Below are 25,579 nucleotides of genomic sequence, written 5' to 3'. Positions count from 1 at the left end.
CCGCCGCCGCCCTAGCGGCTGGCGCGCGCCATCAATGCGTCCAGCACCCGCAGGCGATGCGCGGCTTCGGCCTCGCCCAGGCCCGGGTCCACCGGGAAGGCCAGGCTGCTCAGGCCCAGCGCTTGCGCCACCGGCAGCGGCGCCGCCGGCGCCAGGCCCGCCCGCTGAAACGCCGCCTCGCGGTAGATCTCGGGGCAAGCGCCCTGATAGGCGCGCACCCCTTCGGCCTGCAGCGCTGCCAGCAGCGCGTCGCGCGTCCACCCCGCCCGCAAGGCGGATGCCTGCACAAACACATAGCAGCGGTAATAGGCATGGCCGATATGCTCGGGCGGGCGGGGCACCCGCAAGGCGGGATAGCGGGCCGCGGCATCCAGCAGCCGCTGCGCATGTTCGCGCCGCCGCGCCACCCAGGCCGCGCACTTGCGCAACTGGAGGCGCCCGATAGCCGCCTGCATGGCCGTCATGCGGGCATTGCCCCCAAACGCCTCGTGCCGCCACTGAAAACCCGGCCCGGTGCTGGCCAACGGCCCGGGCCGCTTGCCATGATCCTTCAGGCTCCAGACGCGCTGCCACACGTCGGCCGAGGCCGTGGTGACCATCCCCCCTTCGCCGCCCGTGGAGATGATCTTGTCCTGGCAGAACGACCAGGCCGCCGCGTCGCCCAGGCTGCCCGCCGGCGCGCCGCGATAGCTGGCGCCATGCGCCTGTGCGCAATCCTCCAGCGTGCGGATGCCATGCCTGCCCGCCCAGGCCAGGATCTCGTCCATCTCGCACATCCAGCCCGCCAGATGCACCAGCACCGCCGCGCGCGTGCGCGGCGTGCGGGCCGCCTCCAGCGTGCGCGCGGTCACGTTCTGGCTGTCAGGGTCGACATCGGCAAAGACGGGGCGCGCGCCCGCCGCCACGATGGCGCTGGCCGACGCCACGAAAGAGCGGGCGGTCACCAGCACCTCGTCGCCCGGGCCGATGCCCAACGCCCGCAGCGCAAGCTCCAGCGCCACCGTCCCGTTGGACAGCGCCACGGCGTAAGGCTGGCCCACCTGCCGCGCATACTCCTGCTCAAAAGCCGCCACATCCGGACCGGCCCAGGCATTGCCCTGGCCTCGCCGCAGGACATCCGCCACGGCGGCGATCTCGTCGGCAGCGTAAACGGGCCAGCTCATGAAAGCTCTCCTGGCCCCTCCTGGCCGCGGAACTCCTCACCGGTGGGCCTGCCCGGCGACCCTATCCCCGCCCCGCCCAGCACCACCCAGACCGTCCGCCACAGGATGCGCAGATCCAGCCGCCAGTTATGGTGGTCGACATACCAGACATCGAGCTGCAGCCGCGTCGGCCAGTCCAGCGCATTGCGCCCGTGCACCTGCGCCCAACCCGTCATGCCGGGCGGCACCAGATGCCGGCGGCGCTGCTCGGCGCTATAGCGCGGCAGATAGTCCAGCGGCAAGGGCCGCGGGCCGATGAAGTTCATCTCCCCGCGCACGATGCTCCACAGCCCCGGCAACTCATCCAGGCTGCTGCGCCTGAGCCAGCGCCCCAAGCGCGTCAGCCGCGCCTCATCCGGCTCGCCGGCATAGCGCGGCAGGCGCATGGTGCGGAATTTGCACAAGGCAAAGGCCTCGCCATGCTGGCCGGCGCGCCACTGCCGGAAAATGACCGGCCGGCCCTGAGTCAGCGCCACCGCCGCGGCCAGCACCCCCAACAGCGGGGCCAGCGCCACCAGCAAACCCGCCGCGGCGATCCGGCGCATCAGGCGGCTAACGCAAGACACGGATCTCGTCCGCCACGAGAGAGTCCCGCACCACCCCGGCTTCCAGATCCTGGCGGATGGCCAGCGTGTCATAGACCACCACGCCGCGCCCGAGCTTGACCGAGGTCGTCTCTCCCCGGTAGCCATGCACTCCGCCCACCACGCAGCCATCGGCCAGATAGCTGCCGCTGCCGATTTCACTGCCGCGTTTGACCACGCAGCGCGCGCCGATGAAGCAGTGATTGCCGATGTTGACGCCGTCCTCGATGACGGCCCCCGGCCCGATGATGGTGTTAAAGCCGATCACGGATTGCGCGTCCACCACGCAGTGCGGGTAGAGTATCGAGCCCGTGCCGACGCGAGCGTCCTCGCTGACCAGGGCTTCGTCGAAGATCGCCGTCCCCAACGACAGGCCCAGCGCCTTGAGCCGGGTAAAGATGGCCGTGCGCGCCGAGTTGGAAAACATGCCGTCGCCAAACAGCAAACAGTCTCTGTCGGCGCATTCGAGCGCGGCAATGGCCGCCGGATCGGGCCCGAGGTTGGGCACACTCTCCAACGTCTGCACCGTGGCCTCGGGATGCCTGGCCGCGATATAGCGCCGGACCAACCCGGGAAGATAGGCTTGAGCAAGAATGATATGCATGGCAGTCAGGCCTGACACGTAGGAGGTTCTTGATAAACAGCGCCGCCCATATAACGCATGAACTGCATGATGGGCGTTTCATAATCGCCTTGCGTGAAGCGGAAGCGCCGCTGCGCCATCGCGGTCAGATTCTGCTGCACGCGCCTGAGGATCACGCTATCTTCATCGATGACGTAGCGCTCAGATCGGGCGATCGACGTCAACAACCCTTGCGCATCAAATCGCTGCAACATCTGCGGCATGGCAATGCTCAGCCGATAATCGAACGTCGTCGCGCTGGTGGGTAGATACTGCTGCATGGCGTAGTAACGGCCGCCGACAGAATACAGATTCGTATTGGGAAAGAGCAGCATGTTGAGAAAGCAGTCATGCGGCAAAGAGCGCTGCACCATGCTGTCGTACCAGTAACTGCCTTCATCCAGATACGTCCGCCAGATATAGCTGAGGTCGCGCAACGCCGGAACGCTCGGGTCATATCTGGCGTAGTCCTGCTGCTCGGTCTGCTGCAGGCGCACGATACGGTCCTGGTTGTAGGCGTCGGTGACATCCGGCAGCACTGACGAAAAACTCTCGGTGTGCACGAACAGCGGGTGCAGCGAATCACGCACGTTCTCGGCATTGAGCTTCCAGTTAAAGTCCCCTTTGAAACTCAACTGGATCATGGTCGAGGTTTCTCCCATGCGTCCGAACACATCGATCAGCTCGTCATTGAACTGCTCTTCGAACGGCAGAGGATTGTCGGCCAGGTTCACGAAGATGAGCGGACCGACACAATGCACGGCCAAAGGCTTGAGACTGCGTCCACACGAGCGATCCCTCATGGCATCGTCGCTCTCGAACTGAGACCCCATGGGCACCCCGGTCAGGCCGCGGCCATCACGGAAAGCCCAGCCGTGGTATTTGCACACCGGACGTGTATTACCCATTTCGGCCGTGGCAATCACCCCGCCCCGGTGGGGGCAGGCATCCACATAGGCAACGATCTCTTTGCCAAGGCGATGCACCAGCACGCGCTGCCCGTGGATCATCAGGACAAAATAATCACCGTTGTTCTTCACCGCAGAGGTAAAGCCGGCAGCCAGCCAAAGTTTCTCAAATACGTTTTTGCGCTCCAGCTCGGCATAGTGCGGGTCGCAATACCACTGAGGCTCAAATACTGCTTCCTTCATCCAACTCTCCTTGCAGGATTCCCCACCATCACTGCCTCGGGCGGGACGTCCCGCAGGACGACCGCGCCCAGGCCGATTTCGGCCCCCTTGCCGATGACCACGCCACGGCTGATACAGGCCCGGGGATGAATGACCACGTCTTCTTCGATGCGGCATTCGCCGCCGATAAAAACGCCTTCGCCGATATGGCAATACGCACCGATTTCGGAGTCGTGCCCGACCACCACGCCGGCGGACAGATGGACGTAGTCCGCCACCCGGCAATCGGGTGAGACGCGGACGTCATCAAACGCACAGGACAAGCCGAATTCGCTGCGTGCGCCCAGCATGCGCGGCGGCAGCGCCAACATGGCGCCGCCGCGCGCCACGATGCCGCCGACCAGCAGGCGCTTGATGCGCGGGCTGCTGACGGCGCACAGAAACAGCATGTCGCCGGCGATGGGCACGTCATCCGGGCGGCCCAGAATGGGCAGCCCGGCGACCTCTTTGCCTTGCATCTCCTCGCGGGTATCGACAAAGCCCACGACATGCTCGTCCAGCCAGGCCTGGACTTCGCGGCCCAGGCCGCCAGCGCCCAACAGGCAGATGCGTTGCGTCATATGTCGACCACGCCTCCGGTCAGCAGCGTGTCCCAGCCCGTGACCGAGACCGCCTCGTCAGACAGCAGAAAAAGCACCAGCGCGGCCACGTCGTCAGGCGAGGCCACGCCCATGGGGTAGCGCTCGCGGGCCATTTCTTCGAGGCTGAAGACGTCGCTGCCGGCGGTCATTTTGGTGCGCACCATGGCGGGCGATACCGCATTGATGCGGATGTCGCGGCGCTGCAGCTCCAGCGCCAGATTACGCACCCCCGCCGACAGCGCGGCCTTGGACATGGCGTAAGGCGTCACGCCTTCGGTGGCCGTGTGCGCACTGATCGAGGACAGAGCCACGATGGACGCGCCGGCATTGAGCTTGCGCGCCCGCAACAGCGCCGCCAGCAGCGCGACAAAGCTGCCGACATTGACGTCCATGACCCGGGCGATGACCTCGCGTCCCAGCATATGCGCCGGCATGAGCAGGGCCTGGCCGATGCAGAACACCAGACCATCGAGCGGCTGCGCCAGCTCGCGCACCCAACCCTTGAGCGCCTCGTCGTCGAGCAGATTGACCGGCGTGACGGCAGGATCCTCCTGAGGCTGACGCGCCACCCCCTGCACCACGGCGCCCAAGGCGCGCGCGCCCTCGGCCGTGGCCTTGCCGATATCCGAGCCTGCGCCCGCCACCAGCAGGTGCTTGCCCTCGAGAGACATGAAGGGATGCGACATCATGACAGCGGCACCTTGCGTAAGCTCAGGCCCCGATCGGCCACCATGCGGCTGCCCGTCATCCAGCGCGAGGCATCGCTGAGCAGAAACAGCATGGGGCCGGCATCGGCGTGCTGGCCGGAGAGGAAGTTGACTCGTATGCCGGCCTGCAACAACTCGCGCCGGCCCTGGAAAAGCGCCTGCTGCAAGCCGGCCGAGGCCGCGGCCGCGGCGAGGTCGCCCCCCGAGGCGTCATCCATGCACAGCACCAGCGATGCCCCGGCGGCAAACCGGCCTGAAGCGGCCAGGCCCTGGATCAGTTGCAACGGCGCCAAGACATTGCTGCGCAGCCGCGCCTCCCAGGTTTGCGGATCAGCGCCCAGCAAGGGGACGGGCCCGGTTTTCCAGGGCGCGATCACGGCCCCTTGCAGCACCCGGTCGGACAGAGCGTTCAGCCAGCCCGCGGCATCCGGCTCTGCCCCCACGGCCAGGCGGCAGGGTTCGAGCGCGGGTTCCAGCGCCTCGGCGCACACGATGTGCACCGCGGCGCCTAGGTCGAGCAAACGGCGCGCAGCCTGCATCTCCGGGCCAGCGGCGCGGCCCAGGACCAGATAGCGGCGCTCACGAAATCCGAGTCGGCTGGAAATCATAGCGATGCTCCAGTACAAAGGGTTCGGGTGCGTAGAAGGGCTCGGTCTGCAGATAGAGCGTGCCCCAGCTCAGGCCGATGCCAAAGCCGCACAAAATCCATTGCAGCCGGCGCGCTTGCGCGGCGGCGCTCAATTGGCTGGATATCGTCACCGGGATGCTGGCCGAACTGGTGTTGCCATAGTGTTCCAGCGACGAAGGCCACTGCTCCACGGAGCCGCCCACCTTCTGGCGGATGGTGTTGTTGATCATGCGGTTGGCCTGGTGCACGACGTAGTAATCGATGTCGTCCACCCCCTTGCCGACATGGCTCAGCATGCGGCGTATGGCTTCAGGGGCGCGCAGCGTGGAGAAAGTCAGGATGGCCGGGCCGTCGAGCCAGACATCATCGGCGCGCCGCATGACGCCATCGGCGCACAGGCGCGGCTGGCGGCTGCTGTCATTGGACGGATAGCGCTTGCCGCCGTGCGGGATGATGATGGCCTCGTAGCCCGAGCCATCCGAGAACCCTTCGAAGCAGATCGGCTGCGCCTGGGGGTCGTACTCGAGCGCCGTGGCCGTACACGCATCGCCAAAGAGGATGTCGCGGCCGTTGTCCAGACCGTCGTTGGAGGAGGCCTGGTCACCCACCAGCACCAGCACGCGGCGAAAACGATGTTCGCCCACCAGCGCGGCGGCGTTGAAAATGCCGTAGGTGTAGCCGGAGCAGCCCAGATTGATGTCGAAGGCGCTGGTCCCCAGCGGCAGGCCCAGCCGGTGTTGCAGGATGATGGAGGTGGCCGGGATGGTGAACTCCGGCGATTGCGTCACCAAGATGAGCGCATCGATGGAGGATTTGTCCCAAGCCAGGCCGTCGAGCAGCGTCTGCGCGGCGTGCTGGGCCAGATCAGAGAAGATCATGCCGGCGGCACAATAGGGCCGCCACCGCACGCCGACGTTTCTGACCAGGCGCTCGCGCTGGGCGAGCTGCTCCGGCGGCACGGCCAGGTTGTCCATGCGGCCCGGCGGCACGGCAGTGGTGATGCCGCGCACCGCGACATGATCCAGGCGCACGACACCCATCACTGCTCTCCCTGGGCGTAGGCGTGCAGCGCGGCCACGCTGCCCAGCGCAAAGATCTTGTCGGCCGTGACCGGGCGACCGAATTCGGCTTCCATCATGATGATGACCCCCAGCATGGCCAGGGAATCGAAATCGGCCATTTCATCGAAGCGGGTGTCGCCCGTCACCCGGACTTCCTGGACGAAGTCGCAGGCCGTCAGGAACGACTCGATAAACGCTTCCAGACTCGGTTTTTGCATTGCTTTCCTCAAAAAGACGCGAACGATGTGGGCGAGACTTCATGCAGGCGGCCCGAATCCAGCACCAAGATGCGATTGCAATACCGCCGCAGCAGCGCTTGATCGTGGGAAGCCAGCACCGTGATGTGCGTGCGGTCCATCATCTGCTGCAAGCGGTTCAGGCTCTTTTCCTGGAACTCGGCATCGCCGGTCGAGAACCATTCGTCGAGCAACAGGATCTCGGGCGTCACGGCGGTGGCCACGGCAAAGAGCAGGCGCAGCCGCATGCCGCTCGAGTACGCGCCCACGGGCACGTCGCGCCAGGCCTCCAGACCGCTGAAGGCCAACACCTCGGGCTCGAGGGCGCGGCATTGGTCTGCCGGTAAACCCATGATGAGGCCGAGGTTTAGGACGTTTTCGCGGCCGCTCAACTCCGGATCCAGACCGGCCTCGATATCAAAGAGCATGGCCGCCTGCCCCTGCACCGAGATCCGCCCGCGCTGCGGCGGGTAGATGCCGGCCATGGTGCGCAGCAAGGTGCTCTTGCCCGCGCCGTTGTGGCCATACAGCCCGACTCGGTCGCCCTGGGTGATTTCCAGGTTGATGTCGCGCAGGGCATCGATGGCGCGCACCTGCCCGCCCCGGTGGCACAACAGACCCAAGGACAGCCACTTGGCAATCTGGTTGCGCAGAAAGGAAGCCTGCAGGTCGAACAACGGATAGGTGAGCGACACCCCCTCGAACCGGATCATCGCCATGTCAGATCCAGAACAGAATGCGGCGCGGATTGCGCCAATAGATGGCCGCGCACACCAGCACCATGACGCCCAGGAAGATCAGGCCGCCGTCGTAGACCCAGCCGGCCGCCCGCAAGGGGCCGCCCAGGGTGGACAACAGCGGGGTGCGCACCACCTCGATGAGGTAGGAGACCGGGTTGAGCCAGATGTACTCGCTCACGAGGCTTTCCGGGCGAAACAGCACCGGGCTGACGAAGAAAAGCAGCGGCAAGCTGACCTCGATGGCGTAGCGCACATCGCGATACCGCGCGCCCAGGGCGGCCAGCGCCAGGCTGAGCAAGGCACAGATCGCCACCACCAGGAGCAAGCCCGGCAAAAACCAAACCAGGCCTGTCGTCGGCCGCGCACCGAAGTAGCACAGCACGGCGGCGACCAAGAGGAGGTTGTGCGCGAAATTGATGAGGTGGTAGCCCTGGATGCGTACCACGAAGAACCACACCGGCATGCGCAGATTGCGCATCACGGCGGCATGCTGGGTGTAGGCGGTCACGGAGGAGGTCAGACAGCCTGAGATGTATTGCCAGATGACCAGCCCGACCGTCAGCGAAGGCACGAACACGGCGCGATCGACGCGCAGCAGCTGGGCCCAGACCGCGCTGAAACCGACGATGGCGATGGTATTGCCCAGTGTCAGCCACAACGGACCCAGTACGCTTTTGCGATAGCGCGTGCGGACATCCACCCAGCTCAGGTGCAGGGCATTTCGCACATAGCGAAGGCAACCGACTCCATCCCGCTTCACGCACTGACCTCCATGAATCACCCTCTTTCTGGCAGTGATAAACCTGGATGCAGAGTCTAAAGAGGCGCGCCAGCGTGGTCTGTCAGCCGGGGTCGCTGCGCCTGGAGCCGATTTCCTGTAGACACGTCTTACGGCACCCGGCGGCGGGGAAGGAAATTTCTGCACGGCAGCCGCGCTGCCGGAGGCGCACGGCTGGCGCGCGACAGGCGCGGGCGGCATGAATAGTCTGCCTCGCCGCTGGCGCCCTGCCTGTCAGGGGTTTCGCGCAAACGGCGTGCCGGTTTCGCTGCCGCCGGTAGAAGCCGGTTTGCGTCCGCCAAGAAAAATGCCCGCGCTAGGCGCGGGCATCCAAAGGTACTACGGAGTCTGAAAGATCAGCTGGCGTATTCGACCGGGATCTGTTGAATGCCGGCCAGCAGCCAGCCGCCGCTGGTGGGCTTGAAGAGATTCCAGACCTCTTCGAAGCGGAAGGCTTCGGCGCCCGGGGTCTCGCGCAGCATGCCGGAGAAGCGCACGCTGGCCAGATGGCCATCGGAGACCGTCTCGATACCCAGCAGCTCGGCGTTGAGCAACACGACCTCGGTCTTGTTGGCTTCGTTGCCACGCGCTTCGAGTTGCGGCTTGAGCTCGGCGATCAGGTCATCGGTGAGCAGATCGCGCAGATTGTCGACGTTGCCGCTATCCCAGATGGCCTGGATACGCACGAACTGGTCTTTGGCCTGCTGCAGAAAACGCGGGGTGTCGAAGTCGCCGGGGATGAACCAGTTGCCGTCCTCGCCCGCCTTGGGCAGAGCGGCGGCCGCCACGGGTGCGGCCGCGGCCGCGGCGACGGGCGCGGCGGCAGGCGCCGGCGCGAGGCTTTCGCGCCAGGCCGGCTGAGCGTTCTGCTGCGCAGACGGGTTGGCCGAGGTGCTGTAAGCCCCCTGCATGGCCTGACGCGGCGCGGCGCCGCGCAAACGGCGGACGATGAACAACACGGCGAAGATCACCAGGCCGATGAGCAGGGCGCTGCTGAGGAACTCGGCCAGCGCGCCGCCCAGACCCAGGCTGGAGAACAGCGCCGCCAGACCCAGGCCGGCGGCGATGCCGGCGATGGGGCCCAGCCAGCGCGATGCGCCGCTCTTGGCCGCGGCACCCGCTGCAGCGGTGCCTGCGGCGGCGGAGGTGGCGCCGGCGGTGGTGCCCGCACCCGGGGTGGCCGGCGGCTTGGTCGCCTGACGCTGGGTGGTGACATTGGAAGATTGGCGGCCAGCGCTGGAACCGCCGCCGGCGCGGCGCGCTTCCGCGTCGAAGGACGCGGTGATCAGCGCGGCGCCGGAGACAGCGATCAACGCCGCGGCCAGCACTCGGGAAAGGCCAAACTTGATGGACATGACGATAATGCTCCTCGTATATTGCCCCCCCGCAGGAGCGAGGGGCGGCCAGGCGGTGCCTGCCGCCCTTTTCTTACATAAAACTGAATAACCTGAAGAATAACGGACAAGGTCGTCCGCCACAAGTTCCGCCCATAGGGAAAAACACCGCCCCGGGCGGAACTCGCGCTCAGCTCAGGCGCACCCCTTCGTGCAGGGCGGCCACGCCGGCGGTCAGGTTGAAGTACTGCACCCGGTCCAGGCCGGCGGCGCGCATCATGTCGGCCAGGGTGTCCTGGTCAGGATGCATGCGGATGGACTCGGCCAGATAGCGGTAGCTCGCCTCGTCATTGGCGACCTTCTTGCCCAGCCAGGGGAGCACATTGAAGGAGTACCAGTCGTAGGCCGGCGCCAGCGGCTTGGCCACGCGCGAGAACTCCAGGACCAGCAATTTGCCGCCGGGCTTGAGCACCCGGCTCATTTCCGCCAGCGCGCGGTCTTTGTGGGTCATGTTGCGCAAACCGAAGGCCACGCTCACACGGTCGAAGTAAGCGTCCGGAAAAGGCAGCTTTTCGGCATCACAGACGGCCACCGGCAGGATGAGGCCGCCATCGGTCAGGCGGTCGCGGCCCACGCGCAGCATGGAATCGTTGATGTCGGTCAGCCACACTTCGCCCGTCGGGCCGGCGCGCTTGGCAAAGGCGCGGGCCAGATCGCCCGTGCCGCCAGCGATATCCAGCACTTTCATGCCGGGCCGCACGGCGGCGCGGCCAATGGTGAAGGCTTTCCAGATACGGTGCAGACCGCCCGACATCAGGTCATTCATGACGTCGTAGCGCGAGGCCACCGAATGGAAGACTTCGGCAACTTTGCGCGCCTTGTCGCCTTCGGCCACGGACTGGAAGCCGAAGTGGGTGCTGCCGGAAGGGGACGTATCGGAAGGAGAGGAAGGCTTTTGCATGGTGAAATCCCGGGATATGGTCCAATGGTAGCCGATTGGCGCGGGCAATCCGGCCGCGGGCTTGGTCACATACCTGAAATATTGCGGCCATACTATGGCAACGTTCGCGCCATCAGGCGCCCTGCTGCGTACCCATCCCTATGTCTAGCACTATTCTTGTCGTCGAAGACGAACCCGCCATCCAGGAACTGATCGCGGTCAACCTGTCTTTCGCCGGCCACAAAGTCCTGCGTGCGTTCGACGCCGAACAGGCTCAAACCCTGATCCGCGCCGAACTCCCCGATCTGATCCTGCTGGACTGGATGCTGCCCGGCATGTCGGGCCTGTCGCTGGCCCGCAAGTTGCGCGACGACGAGCGCACCCGCAATGTGCCGGTCATCATGCTCACCGCCAAGGGCGCCGAACAGGACAAGGTCGATGGCCTGGAGGCCGGCGCCGACGACTACATCACCAAGCCCTTCTCGCCCAAGGAGCTGATGGCGCGCATCAAGGCGGTGCTGCGCCGCCGCGCCCCGCAACTGACCGATGACATCATCGACGTCAGCGGCCTGAAGCTGGATCCGGTCACGCACCGCTTGTCGGGCAATACCCAGCCCCTGCAGATCGGCCCGACCGAGTTCCGCCTGCTGCATTTTTTCATGACCCACCCTGAACGCGTGTTCTCGCGCTCGCAACTGCTCGATCAAGTCTGGGGCGATCATGTCTTTGTCGAAGAGCGCACCGTCGACGTCCATATCCGCCGCCTGCGCAAGGCACTCGAGCCCAGCGGCCATGACGCGCATGTGGAAACCGTGCGCGGCAGCGGCTACCGGTTCACCTCCCAGGTGCCGGCCCGGTAGAAGCGATCCACGATGATCTGGCTGCGCACGCTGTTGTTGATTGCCCTGTGGGGGGTGATCAGTCTGGTCCTTCACGCGCTGGCGGGCTCGCCTGCCGGCTGGATCCTGTTTTCGGCCGCCATGGCGGCGATGGTGCTCTGGCGCAGCTGGCGCCTGCAGCGGGTCTCGGCCTGGGCGCATGATCCGGACTCGGCGCCGCCGGCCGGCGTGGGGCCCTGGGAAGACATCCTGGCGCCGCTTTACCGCTATACCCGGGCGCGCCGGCGCGAGCTGGCCGAGCTGCAGGAAACCATGCAGGGCATGCTGGCCGCCGCCCAGGCGCTGCCCGATGGCGTGGTGACCCTGAACGAAGACTTCCAGATCGAGTGGGGCAATCGCATGGCGCGCCGCCATCTGGGACTGCGCCTGCCCGCCGACCGGGGCCAGAACCTGATGAATCTGCTGCGCGCGCCCGAATTCGTCGCCTACGCGCATCGCAGCAGCTGGCCCGAGCCCATCCTGGTGCGCCTGGGGCAGAGCGGCCAGGAGCGCGTCATGATGATTCAGCTGGCCACCTATGCTTCCAGCCGCCGTCTGCTGATCTCGCGCGACGTCACTCAGATCGAAAAGCTCGAGACCACGCGGCGCGACTTCGTGGCCAATGTGTCGCACGAATTGCGCACCCCCCTGACGGTGCTGGCGGGTTTTCTGGAGACCCTGCACGATATGCCGGCCGAGGCGCTGGGTGAAGAGCAGCGCAGCCAATACCTGGCGATGATGCTGGAGCAGGCGCAACGCATGCAGGCCATCGTCGAGGATCTGCTCACCCTCTCGACGCTGGAGTCCTCGCCCGGCACCGACCCCGTGGCCGTGAACATCCACGCTTTGCTGCAGGCCGCGCGCCAGCAGGCCGAGGCGCTGTCCGGCGGCCGCCATCAATTCGACTGGCATATCGATGCCGAGCTGGACGTGCTGGGCAGCGGCTCGGAGCTGGCCTCGGCGTTGTCGAACCTGCTGACCAACGCCGTGCGCTACACCCCCGAGGGCGGCCACATCAGCGTACGCTGGGAGGGCATGCCGGACGGCGGCGCGCGCTACAGCGTGCGCGATACCGGCATCGGCATTCCGGCGCGGCATATCCCGCGCCTGACCGAGCGGTTCTATCGCGTCGACCGCGGCCGTTCGCGCGCGGTGGGCGGCACCGGCCTGGGTCTGGCCATCACCAAGCACATCGTGCTACGCCACGACGCCGAGCTGGTGATCGAAAGCGAACCCGGCAAGGGCAGCACCTTCGCGCTGCACTTCCCTGCCGACCGCGTCGTACCCGCCTAGCCAGGCCGCGCAACAGGATGGCGGATAATGGCGCGTCCGCCATTTCCCGCCATCTGCCATGCGCATTCTCGTCGTCGAGGACGAACCCAAGCTCGCCGCCTACCTGCACAAAGGCCTGTCAGAACAGAATCATGTCGTCGATCTGGCGCATGACGGGATCGATGGCTGCCATCTGGCCATCGAGGGCGATTACGACGTGGTCATTCTCGATGTGATGCTGCCCGGCCGCGATGGCCTGAGCGTGTTGCGCGAGCTGCGCCAGCGGCGCAGCACCCCGGTGCTGATGCTGACCGCGCGCGACCGCGTCGAAGACCGGGTGCGGGGCCTGGAAGGCGGCGCGGATGATTATCTGGTCAAGCCCTTTGCGTTTTCCGAACTGCTGGCCCGGGTGCATGCCCTGCAGCGCCGCGGGCGCGCGCAGGAGCCAACCGTCCTGCGGCTGGACGACCTGGAGCTGGATCTGGCCAGCCGCAAGGCTTTGCGCGCGCGCCAGCGTCTGGATCTGACGGCCAAGGAATTCACCTTGCTGGCCCTGCTGCTGCGCCGGCAGGGCCAGGTGCTGTCGCGGGCCACGCTGGCCGAGCAGGTCTGGGACATGAACTTCGACAGCGATACCAATGTGATCGACGTGGCCATCCGGCGGCTGCGCGGCAAACTCGACGACCCTTTCGAACACAAGCTGCTACACACGGTGCGCGGCATGGGCTATGTGCTGGAGCGCCGCGCGTGAGAACGCCTTCGCTGCAGCGGCGGCTCACGCTGGCCCTGGGCGCCATCGCCCTGCTGGTGTCTCTGGTGGCGGGGCTGACGCTTTATTGGGCGCTGGATCGCGAAGTGCGCCGCCAGGAGGTGACGGAGGCGGCCGGCAAGGCCGAGCTCATCGCCCATCTGGCGGGCATGCAGCCCGGCTCGCTGAGCGGGCTGCGCGCCATCCTGGACGGCATGACCGCTGGCCACGGCAATCTCGCCGTTTGGGTCCAGGCCGGCGGCGAGCTGCTGTACGGCGACGCCGAGCCGCGGATCCACCGCCGCGCCGGCCAGGAAGTCGACGTCCAGACGGCCGGGGGTGCGCGGCTGCACGGCGTGCAATGGCCCCTGGATGCGCATGGCCTGCCCGGCGGGCAGCTGACGGTGGCCGTGGGCACGGGTGCGGGCAGCCAGTTTCTCTATGCCTATGGCAGCGCGCTTTTGCTGATCTGCGTGCTGTGGGTGAGCCTGACCGTAATCTTGTCGGCCTGGGCGGTCAGGCGCACGCTCGCGCCGATGCGGCGCCTGTCGGCACAGGCCGCCGGCATCGGCCCGGAGCACCTGGAGCGCCGCCTGCCCTTGGCCGGCATCGATCGCGAGGTGCGTGATCTGGCCGCCAGCGTCAACCGGACGCTGGAGCGCCTGCAACAGGCCTATCAGCAGATGGAAGGCTTTAACGCCAATGTGGCCCATGAATTGCGCACCCCCCTGGCCACCTTGATCAACGGCGCTCAGCTCGCGCTGTCGGCGCCGCGCAGCAATAGCGAATTGCGCGACACCTTGTCCTCCAGCCTCGAAGAGCTGGAAGACATGAAGACATTGATCAACGATATGCTGTTTCTGGCCCGCGCCGACGGCGGAGAACGGGCGGCTGACGCCGCCCCCGTGGCGCTGGAACAGGAGGCCAGGCGGGTGGCGGAATTCTTCGAGCCGGCGCTCGAGGCCGAGCAACTGCAGCTACTCGTCCAGGGCCGGGCGCAAGTGCGCGCCAATGCCAATCTGCTGCGCCGCGCCATGGTCAACCTGGTGGCCAACGCCATTCGCGCGACCGCGCCCGGCGGCACCATCCGTATCGTGTGCGAAGCCCTGCCCGGCCAGGCCGCCCGGATCTCCGTCCAGAATCCCGGGCCGCCCATCGCGGCGGCGGATCTGCCCCAGCTGTTCGAGCGTTTTTATCGCGCCGGCGCGGCCCAACGCCGCCGCGGCGAGGGCCACGGGCTGGGGCTGGCCATCGTGCGGGCCATCGCCATCATGCACGGCGGCCAGGTCCATGCCCGGAGCGACGCGCGCGGCACCGACATCGGCCTGACGCTGGGCCCGGCGCGGATGACAGAATCGTAATGTTGGCGACAGGCTGGGGTCAGCCCGCCCTGGCTAGAGTGGCAGCCCGACTTACCGAGGCTGCTTTCATGAAATCCTTCCTTGCTCTTGCCGTGCTTGCCATCGCCGCCGCAGCGCCTGCCGGCCCGGCCACGGCCGCGCCCGATCACGCCGGGATGCACCCGGCCACGGCCGATATCGGCCATCCTGCCAGCCAGGCCACGCGCACCGTTCAGATCGACATGACCGACAACATGCGGTTTACGCCGTCACGCATCGACGTCAGGCCAGGAGAGACCGTGCGCTTCGTCGTCAAGAACAGCGGCCAGATCCGGCATGAGTTCGTGCTGGGCACACCTGCTGACCTGCAGGCTCACTATCAGATGATGCTGCAGCAACCAGGCGCGGCCCATCACGCGGGGGGCAATGCCGTTTCGCTGGCGGCAGGCCAGACGGGCGAACTGAGCTGGCAGTTCCCGGCGCAAGGCGAGGTCGACTTCGGCTGCCTGGAACCCGGGCACTACCCGGCCGGCATGCTGGGCAAAGTGATCGTCGCGGCCCCCTGACACGCCCGGGCCGCCACGCGCATTTATTGCGTCCCCATTAAATGGGCGCGCCGCCAGACCGCGGCATGAGGCCACACTGACGCCAAGGGATTGTGCGCTTGCAGCATGAAATTGCGCCACAATGGAATGCCGGTGCCCACTGGCGCCGGTTCCGGGACTGCCCGGGCCACTCTTTCCTTACGGCAAGCATCTATGGCTCAAATCGTTTTTTTCGAGAACGTCCACCCCAGCGCGCGCGCGGTCTTTGAAGCCGCCGGCTACTCCGATATCGCCACGCACAGCACGGCCTTGCCGGCCGCCGAGTTGCGCGCCGCCCTGCGCGGCGCCGAAGTGGTGGGGATCCGCTCTCGTACTCATCTCGATGCCGAGCTGCTGGCCGAGTTTCCCGACATCCGCGTGGTGGGCTGCTTCTGCATCGGCACCAACCAGGTCGATGTCGACGCCGCCATGAAGCGGGGCATCCCCGTGTTCAATGCGCCCTTCTCCAACACCCGTTCGGTTGCCGAACTGGTGCTGGGCGAAGCCATCCTGCTGCTGCGCCGCATTCCCGAAAAGAACCTGCGCGTGCACCAGGGCCATTGGGACAAAAGCGCCGCCGGCGCCTTCGAGGCGCGCGGCAAGACCCTGGGCATCGTCGGCTACGGCAATATCGGTTCGCAGATCAGCACGCTGGCCGAAGCCATCGGCATGCGCGTGGTGTACTTCGACGTCGAGGCCAAGCTGCCGCTGGGCAACGCGCGCGCGGCCGCCTCGCTGACCGAACTGCTGAACCAATCCGACGTGGTGACGCTGCATGTGCCTGGCGGCAAGAGCACCGAAAACATCATCAACGCCGACACGCTGTCCCAGATGCGCCGTGGCGCCATTCTGATCAACGCCTCGCGCGGCGCGGTGGTGGATATCGACGCACTGAACACCGCTTTGCGCGAAGGCCATCTGGCCGGCGCCGCGCTCGACGTGTTCCCGTCCGAGCCCAAGGGTCCGGATGAACCGTTGGCCAGCCCGCTCATCGGCCTGCCCAACGTCATCCTCACGCCGCACATCGGCGGCAGCACCCAGGAGTCCCAGGAAAACATCGGCCGCGAGGTCGCTGAAAAACTGGTGCGTTTCCTGCGAGCCGGCACGACCAAGACGGCGGTCAACTTCCCGGAGCTGGCCTACGTCGAACCCGCCGGCGCGGCGCGCATCCTGCATGTGCACCGCAATGCGCCGGGCGCGCTCGGCTCGCTGGACAACCTGCTGGCCGAGCATGGCCTGAACATCGTCAGCCAGACGCTGCAGACCCGGGGCCAGATCGGCTATGTGGTCACCGACGTCGACGGCACGGTCGATGATGCCGTCATGAGCGCACTGCGCAGCCACCCCATCACCGTGCGCTGCGATCGTCTCTGATGGACGCACAGGCCGGGTCCACGGGCCCGGCCTGTTCGACACTGGCCTGCCGCAGGCAGTCCACCATTTTTTCCAGGATGGCCGGACGCGACAGGCGTCCGATGACGCCGATCTCGCGAGCGAAGTCCGGCTCACCCAGATCGATCAGGCGCAAACCATCGAGATTGAGCCACCGCGTGCGGGGCAGAATGGCCACGCCCAACCCGGCGCGCACCAGATTGGCCAAGGCGTCGATTTCATCGAGCTCCACCGCCTCCTGCACCGCGATGCGGTGCTGCCGCAAGAAGCGATCCACCAGGCGCCCCCCGAATGAAGCGCGCTCATAGCGGATGAAAGGCTCGGACTCGAGCACTTCGCGCCACGGCCGGATCGGCATATGGTCCGGCACCGCCAGCACCATGGGTTCGCGCAACAAGGCCTGCCAGGCCAATTCAGGCGGCAGGGCAAACGGCGGCCGGATCTGCACGACCAGATCGACTTCCCCGGCGTCGACCTGGCCCAGCAGTGTCAGCGACACGCCGGGCACCACACGCACCCGGACATCGGGATAGGCGGCCCGGAAGGGCCGCAGCGCATGCACCAGCAAATCCTGCTGCACCGAGGCGATGGCGCCGATGCGCAGCACGCCGCTGACGCGCCCGCCGGCCTGCTTGACCATGCCGTCGGCCAGCGCCAGCAACTCCTCGGCCTGGGGCAGGAGCTCGCGGCCATGCGCATTGAGCGCGGCCGCCTTGGCGCTGCGGTCGAACAAGGTGACCCCGAGGTGATCTTCCAGACGCCGGATCTGGGCGCTGACCGCCGACTGCGTCAGGCCCAATTGCCGGCCCGCGCCGGTGAAGGTGCCGTCCCGCGCGACGGCAACAAAGGTTTTGAACTCTCGCAACATAATTAGGGACGACCTTTATCCCCTTACAAGCATCAAATAAATTGATTGTCAGTCCCAAAAAATATCGTTTTTCGATCAAAAAAACAATCCGTACACTATGTCGCTCGCAGCATTGTGCTGCCCTGCCTGGGAACTGCCATCATGACCACTCAAACCGCCATCCCCCCTTTCCACCTTGCCTTCCCGGTCCGCGACCTGGCCGAGGCCCGCGCGTTCTACGGCGAACTGCTGGGCTGTTCGGAAGGGCGCAGCTCGCCCGAGTGGATCGACTTCAATTTCTACGGTCACCAGATCGTGGCTCACCTGGCCCCTCAAGAATGCGGCGCAAACGCCACCAATGCCGTAGACTCACACAACGTGCCCGTGCGTCACTTCGGCGTCGTGCTTTCGATGGAACAATGGGAAGCCATGGCCAAGAAGCTGACCGACGCAGGCACCGATTTCGTCATCGAGCCCTACATTCGTTTCAAGGGTGAAGTCGGCGAGCAAGCCACCATGTTCTTCCTGGACCAATCGGGCAATGCCCTGGAATTCAAGGCCTTCAAGAACATCGAGTCGCTGTTCGCCAAATAAGCCCTTGCCGCCCAGCAGGATTGCCGTTGTCCGAGACTCAAGAAGCCCCTCCCGGTCATCCCGACTGGCGCATCCAACCCCAGGGCGACCGCTGCCTGCTGGTCATCCTGGGCGACACCATTGCCGAAACCACCGGCCGGCTGTGCCTCGGGCTGGCGCGACAGATCCGTCTGGCGCGATGGCCCGGAGTGGTCGATGTCGTGCCCTCCTTCACCACGGTGGCCGTCCACTACCGCCCCGTGCCGCAAGGCGGGTTGCGCTATGCGGAGCTGGCCGAGCGCGTGCGGGCCCTGCTGGCGCAGGACATCGCGACCGACACGCTGGTGAGCCGCGAAGTCGACGTGCCGGTCTGCTACGGCGGCAAGCACGGCCCTGATCTGGCCGAAGCCGCGCAGGCCTGTGGGCTGACGCCAGACGAACTGATCGCCCTGCATGGCCAACCCGGCAGCATGGTTTACATGCTGGGATTCGCGCCCGGCCACAGCTACATCGGCGTGCATGACGCCCGCTTGAGCCTGCCGCGGCGCGACTCGCCGCGCACCGAGGTGCCCGCCGGCTCGGTCGCCATCGCCAATCGCCAGACAGTGATCTATCCCAATCGCCTGCCCGGCGGCTGGAGCATCATCGGCGCCACGCCGCTGGTGCTGTTCGACGCGGCGCGCGAGCCGGCGTCGCTGTTGCAGCCGGGCGACCGCATCCGCTTCGTGCCCATCGACGAAGCCACTTTCGATCGCCTGCGTGCGGAGCAAGCATGAGCATCACCGTACTGAAGCCCGGCATGCTGTCGACCTTTCAGGACGAGGGCCGCTACGGTTACCAGCATCAGGGCATTCCCGTGGCCGGCGCCATGGATGAGCGCGCCCACCGCCTGGCGAATCTGCTGGCGGGCAACAACGCCCAGCCGGCCACTCTGGAAATCACCCTCACCGGCCCGACCCTGCGCTTTGACAGCGCGGCCTGCCTTGCCGTGACCGGCGCGGATCTGGACGCCACCCTGGACGGCAAGCCGCTGCCCCTGCACCGGCCGCTGATCGCCCGGCCCGGCGCCGTGCTGGCCTTCGGCGCGCCGGTTCGAGGCGCGCGCGCCTATCTGGCCGTCTATGGCGGCTTTGCGCTCGATCCCGTCATGGACAGCAGCAGCACCTATCTGCGCAGCGGCTTTGGCGGCTGGCAGGGCCGCGCGCTGCGCAAGAACGATCGCATCGGCCTGGCACGGCCGCTGCAAGGCCAGGCTGAGGTGCTCGACGCCCTGGCCCAGGCCCTGTGGGACACGCGGATTTATCTGCCCGCCACCCTGCGCCCCCAGACCCGTGACACGCTCAGGGTGCTGCCCGGCCCGCACTGGGAGGAGTTTTCCGAGCGCGCCCGCACGGACTTCCTGAACCACGCGTTTCGCATCAGCGCCCAGTCCGACCGCATGGGCTACCGGCTGCAAGGCCCTGCGCTGCGGATGGAGCGCCCGCGCCAGATCCTGTCCGAAGCGACCTGCTTCGGCACGATACAAGTGCCGGCCGGCGGCGAAGCCATCGTACTGATGGCCGATCGCCAGACCACGGGCGGCTATCCCAAGCTGGCGCAGATCGCCAGCGTGGACCTGCCTTCGCTGGCGCAACGCATGCCCGGCGAGGAAGTCCGCTTTGCCTTGATCGACCTCGAACAGGCCCAGGAGCTGGACGCCGCCCGGGCGCGCGCCTTTGATGACCTGCACGCCAGCCTGCAGGCGCTGCGTGACCCGCTGTTGCAGTCCATCGCCCTGAAGGAAGCCCGGACATGAGCAAGACCCTCGATCTGAACTGCGACATGGGCGAGAGCTACGGCGCCTGGCCCATGGGCAACGATGCCGCCGTACTGCCCCTGGTGAGTTCGGCCAATATCGCCTGTGGTTTTCATGGCGGCGACCCCGGCACCATGCGCAAGACGGTCGCTCTGGCGCTGGACAATGGCGTGGCCCTCGGCGCGCATCCCAGCCTGCCCGACCTCGGCGGCTTTGGCCGCCGCGTCATGCAGATCAGCCCCCAGGAAGCCTACGACATGGTGGTCTACCAGGTGGGAGCGCTGGCCGGCGTGGCCGCCTCGCAAGGCGCCCGGCTGCATCATGTCAAAGCCCACGGCGCCCTGTACAACATGGCCGCCAAGGATGCCGCGCTGGCCCGGGCCATCTGCACCGCCGTGCGGGATGTCGACCATGAGCTCATCGTCTACGGGCTGGCCGGCAGCGCCTGGATCACCGAGGCGCGCAAGCTCGATCTGAGCTGTGCGCAGGAAGTCTTCGCCGACCGCTCATACCAGGATGACGGCAGCCTCACGCCGCGCACGCAACCCGGCGCCATGATCACCGACGTCGATCAGGCGGTGGCCCAGGTGCTGCAAATGGTGCAGCAAGACAGTGTGACCAGCGTCAGCGGCAAGACCGTGATGCTGACGGCCGACACCCTGTGCATTCACGGTGACCAGCCCAATGCCTTGCCATTTGCCAGCGCCATCCGCCAGGCGCTGCAAGCCGCCGGTATCGTGATCACGCCGCCCTGAGCGGCCCTCAGCGCTGGCCCGACTCGGCCGCGGCGGCGTCATACAGCTGCACCATGCCGGGCAAATGGGACATGACGTGCGTGCGCGCCGCCTCCGCCGCGCGCAGCAAGGCGCCGCTTTCCAGCGCCAGCAGCACCTCGCGGTGAAAGGCGTCGTAAGCCATATGCGTCAGCGCGTGGCGCAGCACGATATAGCGCATGGGCTCGACCTGCTCGTAAAGCCGCGACAGCGTGTCTTCGAGCGGCGTGTTGCCGGTGTGCCGCACCGCGATCAGATAGAACTCGCGCAGCGAGTCGGCGTAGCCACGTAAATCCTGGGCGGCATGGGTACGCGCCATCTCCCGATCGCAAGCCTGCAAGTGTTGCAACAATTCGATAGAAATCAGGCCATCCAGCTCGCGGATGCTGTAGGCCGCCAGTTCGGCGCGCAACGCATAGAGCTGGCGGATTTCAACCTGCGAGTAGCGTCTGACGCGAAATCCCCGGCGCTGCACGTGAACCACCAGGCCGGTCAGCTCGAGCAGGCGCAAGGCCTCGCGTATCGGGCTGCGGCTGATGCCAAAGCGCTGCTCCAGATCCTGTTCGCGCAGCGGCTGCCCGGGCGCGAAGGTCCCCTCAATGATGAGATCCCGGATCTGCTCCTGCAGGAAATAAGGGATGGTGGCGGGCGCCTTGACAGGCAGACGGGAGTCCGACGGCATGAAAGATTGTTGCAATGTGGCAAGGCAAACATTGAAACACAAAAGCCCCGCCGGCCGGCCAAAATCCCGCAGCGCCCGAGGCGGGCGCGGACCCGTCGTCCGCGCCCTGCTCGCTAGACGAGCACGCGCTCGATGCCGCCGGTATTGGCGCGGCGCACGTAGTCTTCCATCCAGCTCTCGCCCAGGATGTGGCGCGCCATTTCGACCACGATGTAATCGGCCTCCAGGCTCGTATCGCCCTCGTAGCGCGACAACCCCTGCAGACACGACGGGCAGGACGTCAGCACCTTGACGTCGCCGGCAAAGCCATCGGCGCGCACGGCCGCGCTGCCCTTGAGCAGCTCTTCCTGCTTGCGAAAGCGCACCTGGGTCGAGATGTCGGGACGACTGACGGCCAGCGTGCCCGATTCGCCGCAGCAGCGATCGGTCTTGACGGCCTGATCGCCCACCAGCGAGCGCACCGTTTTCATCGGATCCTGCAGCTTCATGGGCGTGTGGCAAGGGTCGTGATACATGTAGCGCACACCCTGGACCCCGTCGAGCTTGATGCCTTTTTCGAGCAGATATTCGTGGATGTCGATCAGGCGGCAACCCGGGAATATCTTGTCGAATTCATACCCGGCCAACTGGTCATAACAGGTACCGCAGCTCACCACCACGGTCTTGATGTCCAGATAGTTCAGGGTGTTGGCCATGCGATGGAACAGCACCCGGTTGTCGGTGATGATCTGCTCGGCCTTGTCGGTCATGCCATTGCCGCGCTGCGGATAACCACAGCACAGATAGCCCGGCGGCAACACCGTCTGCACCCCGGCATGCCAGAGCATGGCCTGGGTGGCCAGACCCACCTGCGAGAACAGCCGTTCGGAGCCACAGCCAGGGAAATAGAACACGGCCTCGGTATCGGCCGTCGTGCTCTTGGGATCCCGGATGATGGGCACGTAGTTGGCGTCTTCGATATCCAGCAACTTGCGCGCGGTCTGCTTGGGCAGCCCGCCCGGCATCTTCTTGTTGATGAAATGCACGACCTGCTCGCGCAAGGCGGGCTTGCCCACCGTGGCCGGCGGATGCTCGGTCTGCTTGCGGGCGACGCTGGCCAGCAAATCATGCGCGGCGCGCTGCACCTTGTACCCCACTCCCACCATGGCCTTGCGGGTGGCGTTGATGGTGGCCGGATCCTTGGCGTTCAGGAAGAACATGGCCGCGGCGGTGCCGGGGTTGAAAGACTTGCGGCCCATGCGGCGCAGCAGCGCGCGCATATTCATCGAGACATCGCCGAAGTCGATATCGACCGGGCACGGCGTATAGCACTTATGACAGACCGTGCAATGGTCGGCCACGTCCTCGAACTCTTCCCAGTGCCGCAGGCTCACGCCCCGGCGCGTCTGCTCTTCGTAGAGAAAGGCTTCGACCAGCAGGGACGTGGCCAGGATTTTGTTGCGCGGCGAATACAGCAGATTGGCGCGCGGCACGTGCGTGGCGCAGACCGGTTTGCATTTGCCGCAACGCAGACAGTCCTTGACCGACTCCGAGATCGCTCCGATGTCGCTTTGCTGCATGATGAGCGATTCATGGCCCATCAGGCTGAAGCTGGGCGTCCAGGCGTGGCGCAGATCGGCTCCCGGCATGAGTTTGCCGGCATTGAAGTGGCCGTTGGGATCGACGCGGCGCTTGTAGGCCTGGAAGGGGGCCAGTTCCTCCTGCGTGAGGAATTCGTACTTCGTCAGGCCGATGCCGTGCTCGCCCGAAATCACGCCATCCAGATCGCGGGCGATCTGCATGATGCGGTCAACCGCTGCATGCGCTTCGCGCAGCATGCCGTAATCGTCGGAGTTGACCGGCAGGTTGGTGTGCACATTGCCATCGCCGGCATGCATGTGCAGCGCCACGAAGACGCGGCTCTTGAGGATGCGGGCGTGGATGTTCCGCAGTTCATCCAGGATGGGTTTGGCGGCCGCGCCGGAGAAAATCCCTTGCAGCCCGGCCAGCACTTCGGTTTTCCAGGACACGCGCACCGTGCGGTCTTGCACGATGTCGAACACCCGCGTCTGCGGCTGGCTCTGCAGACGTGCGCTGAACACGTCGGCCATGTTTTCCAGACCGATATCGGCCAGCTGCGCACCGGCCTCGGCCAGCGGCAGGTCGAGGTTGTCCAGCAGCCATTGCCAGCGGCGGCGCGCCCCGGCCAGCAGCACCACGGCTTGCTGTGTGCGCTCGGCCAACACCTCGGCGCGCGTGAGCGCGGCGTCCTCGGCATCCTCGGGCTTGCCCACCGGCAGCGGCTGCGCGAGGTATTCGTCCAGCGCGTCGAGCAGGCGCAGCTTGTTGCGCGTGGACAGCTCGATGTTGATGCGCTCGATATGGTCGGTGTACTCGCCCATGCGGTTGAGCGGAATCACCACGTCTTCGTTGATCTTGAAGGCATTGGTGTGCCGCGCGATGGCGGCCGTGCGCGAGCGGTCGGCCCAGAACTTCTTGCGGGCTTCGGCGCTCACGGCCACGAAACCTTCGCCGTGGCGCGTATTGGCCAAGCGCACCACTTCGCTGGCCGCGGCGGCCACTGCATCCTCATCATCGCCCACGATGTCGCCGATGAGCACCATCTTTGGCAACACGCCGCGCTTGCTCTTGGTGGCATAACCCACCGCGCGCAGGTAGCGTTCGTCCAGATGCTCCAGCCCGGCCAGGATAGCGCCGCGCTCGCGGCCCTCGCCATCCAGGTAGCCCTTGACCTCGACGATGGACGGAATCGCATCGCGCGCCTGGCCGAAGAACTCCATACAGACCGTGCGCGTGTGGCGCGGCATGCGGTGCACCACCCAGCGGGCCGACGTGATCAGGCCATCACAGCCCTCTTTCTGCACGCCCGGCAGACCGGCCAGGAATTTGTCGGTGACGTCCTTGCCCAGCCCTTCCTTGCGGAACACCCGCCCGGGGATTTCCAGAATCTCGGTGCGCAGCAGCTTCTCGCCAGCCTTGCCCGCGCCATCGAAGCACTTGACCTCGAAGCGGGCCAGGTCCACGTCGTGGATCTTGCCCATATTGTGGTCCAGCCGCGTGACTTCCAGCCAGTTGCCGTCCGGATCCACCATGCGCCACCAGGCCAGGTTGTCAAGAGCCGTTCCCCAGAGCACGGCCTTCTTGCCGCCGGCGTTCATGGCGATATTGCCGCCCACACAGGAGGCCTCGGCCGAGGTCGGATCCACGGCGAAGACAAAGCCGCCGCGTTCGGCGGCTTCGGCCACGCGCTTGGTGACCACGCCGGCGCCGGTGGCGATCACGCCCACTTCGTCATCGCGGCCGGGCAAGCGCGCCAGCGCGACTTCGCTGATCTGGTCGAACTTCTCGGTATTGATGACCGCCGACTTCCAGGTCAGGGGGATGGCTCCGCCCGTATAGCCCGTGCCACCGCCCCGCGGGACGATGGTCAGGCCCAACTCAATACAGGCGCGCACCAGCGCGGCGATCTCTTCTTCGCCGTCGGGCGTGAGGACCACGAAGGGGTATTCCACCCGCCAGTCGGTCGCATCGGTGACATGCGCCACCCGCGACAGCCCGTCGAACTTGATATTGCCGCGCGCGGTGATGCGCCCGAACACTTTCTGCGCCTGCTTGCGCATCTGGTCGGTCAGATCGAACTGCGCCTCGAACTCGGCCACCGCCGCATGGGCCCGGGCCAGCAGCTCCACGACCTTGACGTCGCGTTGCGGATCCTGGCCCTGGGCCGCCTCCGAGGCCGGATCGCGGCGCTTGTCGATTTCGCCCAGGCGGTGATGCAGGGCCTCGATCAGCAGTTTGCGGCGCTTGGGATTATCCAGCAGATCATCCTGCAGATAGGGATTGCGGCGCACCACCCAGATATCGCCCAGCACTTCATAGAGCATGCGGGCCGAACGGCCGGTTCGCCGCTCACCGCGCAGGTCGGACAGCAATTGCCAGGCGTCCTCCCCCAGGAGTCGGCCGACGACCTCACGATCCGAGAAGGAGGTGTAGTTGTAGGGGATTTCGCGCAAACGCGCGCCGGGTGCAGGCGGCATCGCCGCAGTCAGAATTTGGCTGGCGAGGGGGGCGTTCATGGAGGCAGCTGGAAGG

25 protein-coding genes and 1 pseudogene are annotated in these 25,579 nt (G+C 66.2%); 10 read left to right on the top strand and 16 right to left on the bottom strand.

All coding sequences use genetic code 11. From position 1 onward, the window contains the following. Window positions 1-11 precede the first annotated feature (11 nt). The 13 genes from CAL22_RS02290 to ubiE all read right to left on the bottom strand — a co-directional run bounded on the left by CAL22_RS02290 (window position 12) and on the right by ubiE (window position 10,624). A complete protein-coding gene (locus tag CAL22_RS02290) occupies window positions 12-1,163 on the bottom strand; it encodes a DegT/DnrJ/EryC1/StrS family aminotransferase (protein ID WP_094809978.1) in 1,152 nt (383 codons plus the stop codon). Then, on the bottom strand, window positions 1,160-1,768 hold the full coding sequence (locus CAL22_RS02285) for a sugar transferase (protein ID WP_094809976.1): 609 nt from the start codon (window positions 1,766-1,768) through the stop codon (window positions 1,160-1,162). Before CAL22_RS02285 ends, CAL22_RS02290 begins: the two co-directional genes overlap by 4 nt. Further along, a complete protein-coding gene (locus CAL22_RS02280) occupies window positions 1,755-2,390 on the bottom strand; it encodes an acyltransferase (protein WP_244193761.1) in 636 nt (211 codons plus the stop codon). The genes CAL22_RS02285 and CAL22_RS02280 overlap by 14 nt, the downstream gene beginning before the upstream one ends. A 5-nt stretch (window positions 2,391-2,395) precedes the next feature. Further along, the gene (locus tag CAL22_RS02275) at window positions 2,396-3,559 is read right to left on the bottom strand and encodes an aromatic ring-hydroxylating oxygenase subunit alpha (RefSeq protein WP_094809972.1); all 1,164 of its coding nucleotides are present in this window, start codon (window positions 3,557-3,559) and stop codon (window positions 2,396-2,398) included. After that, the gene (locus CAL22_RS02270; protein WP_094809970.1) at window positions 3,556-4,158 is read right to left on the bottom strand and encodes a glycosyl transferase; all 603 of its coding nucleotides are present in this window, start codon (window positions 4,156-4,158) and stop codon (window positions 3,556-3,558) included. Before CAL22_RS02270 ends, CAL22_RS02275 begins: the two co-directional genes overlap by 4 nt. Then, window positions 4,155-4,868 (bottom strand): SDR family NAD(P)-dependent oxidoreductase, encoded by a 714-nt coding sequence (locus CAL22_RS02265; protein WP_094809968.1) that lies wholly within the window; start codon window positions 4,866-4,868, stop codon window positions 4,155-4,157. The genes CAL22_RS02270 and CAL22_RS02265 overlap by 4 nt, the downstream gene beginning before the upstream one ends. Further along, a complete protein-coding gene (locus CAL22_RS02260; protein ID WP_094809966.1) occupies window positions 4,865-5,494 on the bottom strand; it encodes a hypothetical protein in 630 nt (209 codons plus the stop codon). Before CAL22_RS02260 ends, CAL22_RS02265 begins: the two co-directional genes overlap by 4 nt. After that, window positions 5,466-6,554 (bottom strand): ketoacyl-ACP synthase III, encoded by a 1,089-nt coding sequence (locus CAL22_RS02255; protein ID WP_094809964.1) that lies wholly within the window; start codon window positions 6,552-6,554, stop codon window positions 5,466-5,468. The genes CAL22_RS02260 and CAL22_RS02255 overlap by 29 nt, the downstream gene beginning before the upstream one ends. Beyond that, entirely contained in the window at window positions 6,554-6,793 is a 240-nt protein-coding gene (locus CAL22_RS02250; protein WP_094809962.1) for an acyl carrier protein, read from the bottom strand. Before CAL22_RS02250 ends, CAL22_RS02255 begins: the two co-directional genes overlap by 1 nt. Window positions 6,794-6,801: 8 nt before the next feature. Further along, window positions 6,802-7,530: an ABC transporter ATP-binding protein gene (locus CAL22_RS02245; RefSeq protein ID WP_094809960.1), complete on the bottom strand. Its 729-nt coding sequence runs from the start codon at window positions 7,528-7,530 to the stop codon at window positions 6,802-6,804. 1 nt (window position 7,531) lies between these two features. Beyond that, on the bottom strand, window positions 7,532-8,278 hold the full coding sequence (locus tag CAL22_RS02240) for an ABC transporter permease (protein WP_244193760.1): 747 nt from the start codon (window positions 8,276-8,278) through the stop codon (window positions 7,532-7,534). Window positions 8,279-8,685: 407 nt separating this feature from the next. Further along, window positions 8,686-9,684, bottom strand: a complete 999-nt coding sequence (locus tag CAL22_RS02235) for a Tim44 domain-containing protein (RefSeq protein WP_094809958.1) — start codon at window positions 9,682-9,684, stop codon at window positions 8,686-8,688. A gap of 169 nt (window positions 9,685-9,853) precedes the next feature. Further along, entirely contained in the window at window positions 9,854-10,624 is a 771-nt protein-coding gene (ubiE, locus tag CAL22_RS02230; RefSeq protein WP_094809956.1) for a bifunctional demethylmenaquinone methyltransferase/2-methoxy-6-polyprenyl-1,4-benzoquinol methylase UbiE, read from the bottom strand. 140 nt (window positions 10,625-10,764) lie between these two features. On the opposite strand from ubiE, the gene phoB reads away from it, so the two are divergent. From phoB to serA, 6 genes and pseudogenes are all read left to right on the top strand, one after another. Beyond that, the gene (gene phoB / locus CAL22_RS02225; RefSeq protein ID WP_005018221.1) at window positions 10,765-11,463 is read left to right on the top strand and encodes a phosphate regulon transcriptional regulator PhoB; all 699 of its coding nucleotides are present in this window, start codon (window positions 10,765-10,767) and stop codon (window positions 11,461-11,463) included. A 12-nt stretch (window positions 11,464-11,475) separates the two neighbouring features. Beyond that, on the top strand, window positions 11,476-12,774 hold the full coding sequence (gene phoR / locus CAL22_RS02220) for a phosphate regulon sensor histidine kinase PhoR (protein ID WP_094809954.1): 1,299 nt from the start codon (window positions 11,476-11,478) through the stop codon (window positions 12,772-12,774). A gap of 58 nt (window positions 12,775-12,832) precedes the next feature. Beyond that, complete coding sequence (locus CAL22_RS02215) at window positions 12,833-13,504, top strand: heavy metal response regulator transcription factor (protein WP_094809952.1); 672 nt, start codon at window positions 12,833-12,835, stop codon at window positions 13,502-13,504. After that, window positions 13,501-14,876: pseudogene (locus CAL22_RS02210) on the top strand (heavy metal sensor histidine kinase); the annotation flags it as partial. The gene CAL22_RS02215 and the pseudogene CAL22_RS02210, both read left to right, overlap by 4 nt. 54 nt (window positions 14,877-14,930) lie before the next feature. Continuing rightward, complete coding sequence (locus CAL22_RS02205) at window positions 14,931-15,407, top strand: cupredoxin family protein (protein WP_094809950.1); 477 nt, start codon at window positions 14,931-14,933, stop codon at window positions 15,405-15,407. Window positions 15,408-15,599: 192 nt separating this feature from the next. Then, a complete protein-coding gene (serA, locus tag CAL22_RS02200; protein WP_094809948.1) occupies window positions 15,600-16,799 on the top strand; it encodes a phosphoglycerate dehydrogenase in 1,200 nt (399 codons plus the stop codon). Here the strand turns inward: serA and CAL22_RS02195 are convergent. Next, window positions 16,774-17,685 carry a LysR family transcriptional regulator gene (locus CAL22_RS02195; protein WP_094809946.1) on the bottom strand — a complete coding sequence of 304 codons (912 nt, stop codon included), beginning with the start codon at window positions 17,683-17,685 and terminating at the stop codon, window positions 16,774-16,776. The two genes, serA and CAL22_RS02195, sit on opposite strands and share 26 nt — an antisense overlap. 141 nt (window positions 17,686-17,826) lie before the next feature. Between CAL22_RS02195 and CAL22_RS02190 the strand changes: the two genes are divergently transcribed. The 4 genes from CAL22_RS02190 to CAL22_RS02175 are packed head-to-tail and all read left to right on the top strand — an operon-like array spanning window position 17,827 to window position 20,787. After that, on the top strand, window positions 17,827-18,258 hold the full coding sequence (locus tag CAL22_RS02190; protein WP_094809944.1) for a VOC family protein: 432 nt from the start codon (window positions 17,827-17,829) through the stop codon (window positions 18,256-18,258). A gap of 26 nt (window positions 18,259-18,284) precedes the next feature. Further along, window positions 18,285-19,013: a 5-oxoprolinase subunit PxpB gene (gene pxpB, locus CAL22_RS02185; RefSeq protein WP_094809942.1), complete on the top strand. Its 729-nt coding sequence runs from the start codon at window positions 18,285-18,287 to the stop codon at window positions 19,011-19,013. Further along, a complete protein-coding gene (locus CAL22_RS02180; protein ID WP_094809940.1) occupies window positions 19,010-20,032 on the top strand; it encodes a biotin-dependent carboxyltransferase family protein in 1,023 nt (340 codons plus the stop codon). The genes pxpB and CAL22_RS02180 overlap by 4 nt, the downstream gene beginning before the upstream one ends. Continuing rightward, on the top strand, window positions 20,029-20,787 hold the full coding sequence (locus tag CAL22_RS02175) for a LamB/YcsF family protein (RefSeq protein ID WP_094809938.1): 759 nt from the start codon (window positions 20,029-20,031) through the stop codon (window positions 20,785-20,787). The genes CAL22_RS02180 and CAL22_RS02175 overlap by 4 nt, the downstream gene beginning before the upstream one ends. Before the next feature lie 7 nt (window positions 20,788-20,794). Here the strand turns inward: CAL22_RS02175 and CAL22_RS02170 are convergent, their stop codons facing one another. Both CAL22_RS02170 and CAL22_RS02165 read right to left on the bottom strand, forming a co-directional pair. Beyond that, window positions 20,795-21,487 carry a GntR family transcriptional regulator gene (locus CAL22_RS02170; RefSeq protein WP_094809936.1) on the bottom strand — a complete coding sequence of 231 codons (693 nt, stop codon included), beginning with the start codon at window positions 21,485-21,487 and terminating at the stop codon, window positions 20,795-20,797. Between the two features lie 113 nt (window positions 21,488-21,600). After that, complete coding sequence (locus tag CAL22_RS02165) at window positions 21,601-25,563, bottom strand: DUF3683 domain-containing protein (protein ID WP_094809934.1); 3,963 nt, start codon at window positions 25,561-25,563, stop codon at window positions 21,601-21,603. Between the last annotated feature and the right edge of the window lie 16 nt (window positions 25,564-25,579).

The sequence above is a fragment of the Bordetella genomosp. 12 genome, from assembly GCF_002261355.1.
In the GTDB taxonomy this organism is placed as follows: Bacteria; Pseudomonadota; Gammaproteobacteria; order Burkholderiales; family Burkholderiaceae_B; genus Bordetella.
Note: the sequence above shows the minus strand (reverse complement) of the source record. Positions and strands in the feature narration are given on the sequence as shown.

Coding starts and splice junctions, on each gene's coding strand:
- CAL22_RS02290 (WP_094809978.1), bottom strand. CDS start 1,163: ATGAGCTGGCCCGTTTACGCTGCCGACGAGATCGCCGCCGTGGCGGAT.
- CAL22_RS02280 (WP_244193761.1), bottom strand. CDS start 2,390: ATGCATATCATTCTTGCTCAAGCCTATCTTCCCGGGTTGGTCCGGCGC.
- CAL22_RS02275 (WP_094809972.1), bottom strand. CDS start 3,559: ATGAAGGAAGCAGTATTTGAGCCTCAGTGGTATTGCGACCCGCACTAT.
- CAL22_RS02270 (WP_094809970.1), bottom strand. CDS start 4,158: ATGACGCAACGCATCTGCCTGTTGGGCGCTGGCGGCCTGGGCCGCGAA.
- CAL22_RS02265 (WP_094809968.1), bottom strand. CDS start 4,868: ATGATGTCGCATCCCTTCATGTCTCTCGAGGGCAAGCACCTGCTGGTG.
- CAL22_RS02260 (WP_094809966.1), bottom strand. CDS start 5,494: ATGATTTCCAGCCGACTCGGATTTCGTGAGCGCCGCTATCTGGTCCTG.
- CAL22_RS02255 (WP_094809964.1), bottom strand. CDS start 6,554: ATGGGTGTCGTGCGCCTGGATCATGTCGCGGTGCGCGGCATCACCACT.
- CAL22_RS02250 (WP_094809962.1), bottom strand. CDS start 6,793: ATGCAAAAACCGAGTCTGGAAGCGTTTATCGAGTCGTTCCTGACGGCC.
- CAL22_RS02245 (WP_094809960.1), bottom strand. CDS start 7,530: ATGGCGATGATCCGGTTCGAGGGGGTGTCGCTCACCTATCCGTTGTTC.
- CAL22_RS02235 (WP_094809958.1), bottom strand. CDS start 9,684: ATGTCCATCAAGTTTGGCCTTTCCCGAGTGCTGGCCGCGGCGTTGATC.
- ubiE (WP_094809956.1), bottom strand. CDS start 10,624: ATGCAAAAGCCTTCCTCTCCTTCCGATACGTCCCCTTCCGGCAGCACC.
- phoB (WP_005018221.1), top strand. CDS start 10,765: ATGTCTAGCACTATTCTTGTCGTCGAAGACGAACCCGCCATCCAGGAA.
- phoR (WP_094809954.1), top strand. CDS start 11,476: ATGATCTGGCTGCGCACGCTGTTGTTGATTGCCCTGTGGGGGGTGATC.
- CAL22_RS02215 (WP_094809952.1), top strand. CDS start 12,833: ATGCGCATTCTCGTCGTCGAGGACGAACCCAAGCTCGCCGCCTACCTG.
- CAL22_RS02205 (WP_094809950.1), top strand. CDS start 14,931: ATGAAATCCTTCCTTGCTCTTGCCGTGCTTGCCATCGCCGCCGCAGCG.
- serA (WP_094809948.1), top strand. CDS start 15,600: ATGGCTCAAATCGTTTTTTTCGAGAACGTCCACCCCAGCGCGCGCGCG.
- CAL22_RS02195 (WP_094809946.1), bottom strand. CDS start 17,685: ATGTTGCGAGAGTTCAAAACCTTTGTTGCCGTCGCGCGGGACGGCACC.
- CAL22_RS02190 (WP_094809944.1), top strand. CDS start 17,827: ATGACCACTCAAACCGCCATCCCCCCTTTCCACCTTGCCTTCCCGGTC.
- CAL22_RS02180 (WP_094809940.1), top strand. CDS start 19,010: ATGAGCATCACCGTACTGAAGCCCGGCATGCTGTCGACCTTTCAGGAC.
- CAL22_RS02175 (WP_094809938.1), top strand. CDS start 20,029: ATGAGCAAGACCCTCGATCTGAACTGCGACATGGGCGAGAGCTACGGC.
- CAL22_RS02170 (WP_094809936.1), bottom strand. CDS start 21,487: ATGCCGTCGGACTCCCGTCTGCCTGTCAAGGCGCCCGCCACCATCCCT.
- CAL22_RS02165 (WP_094809934.1), bottom strand. CDS start 25,563: ATGAACGCCCCCCTCGCCAGCCAAATTCTGACTGCGGCGATGCCGCCT.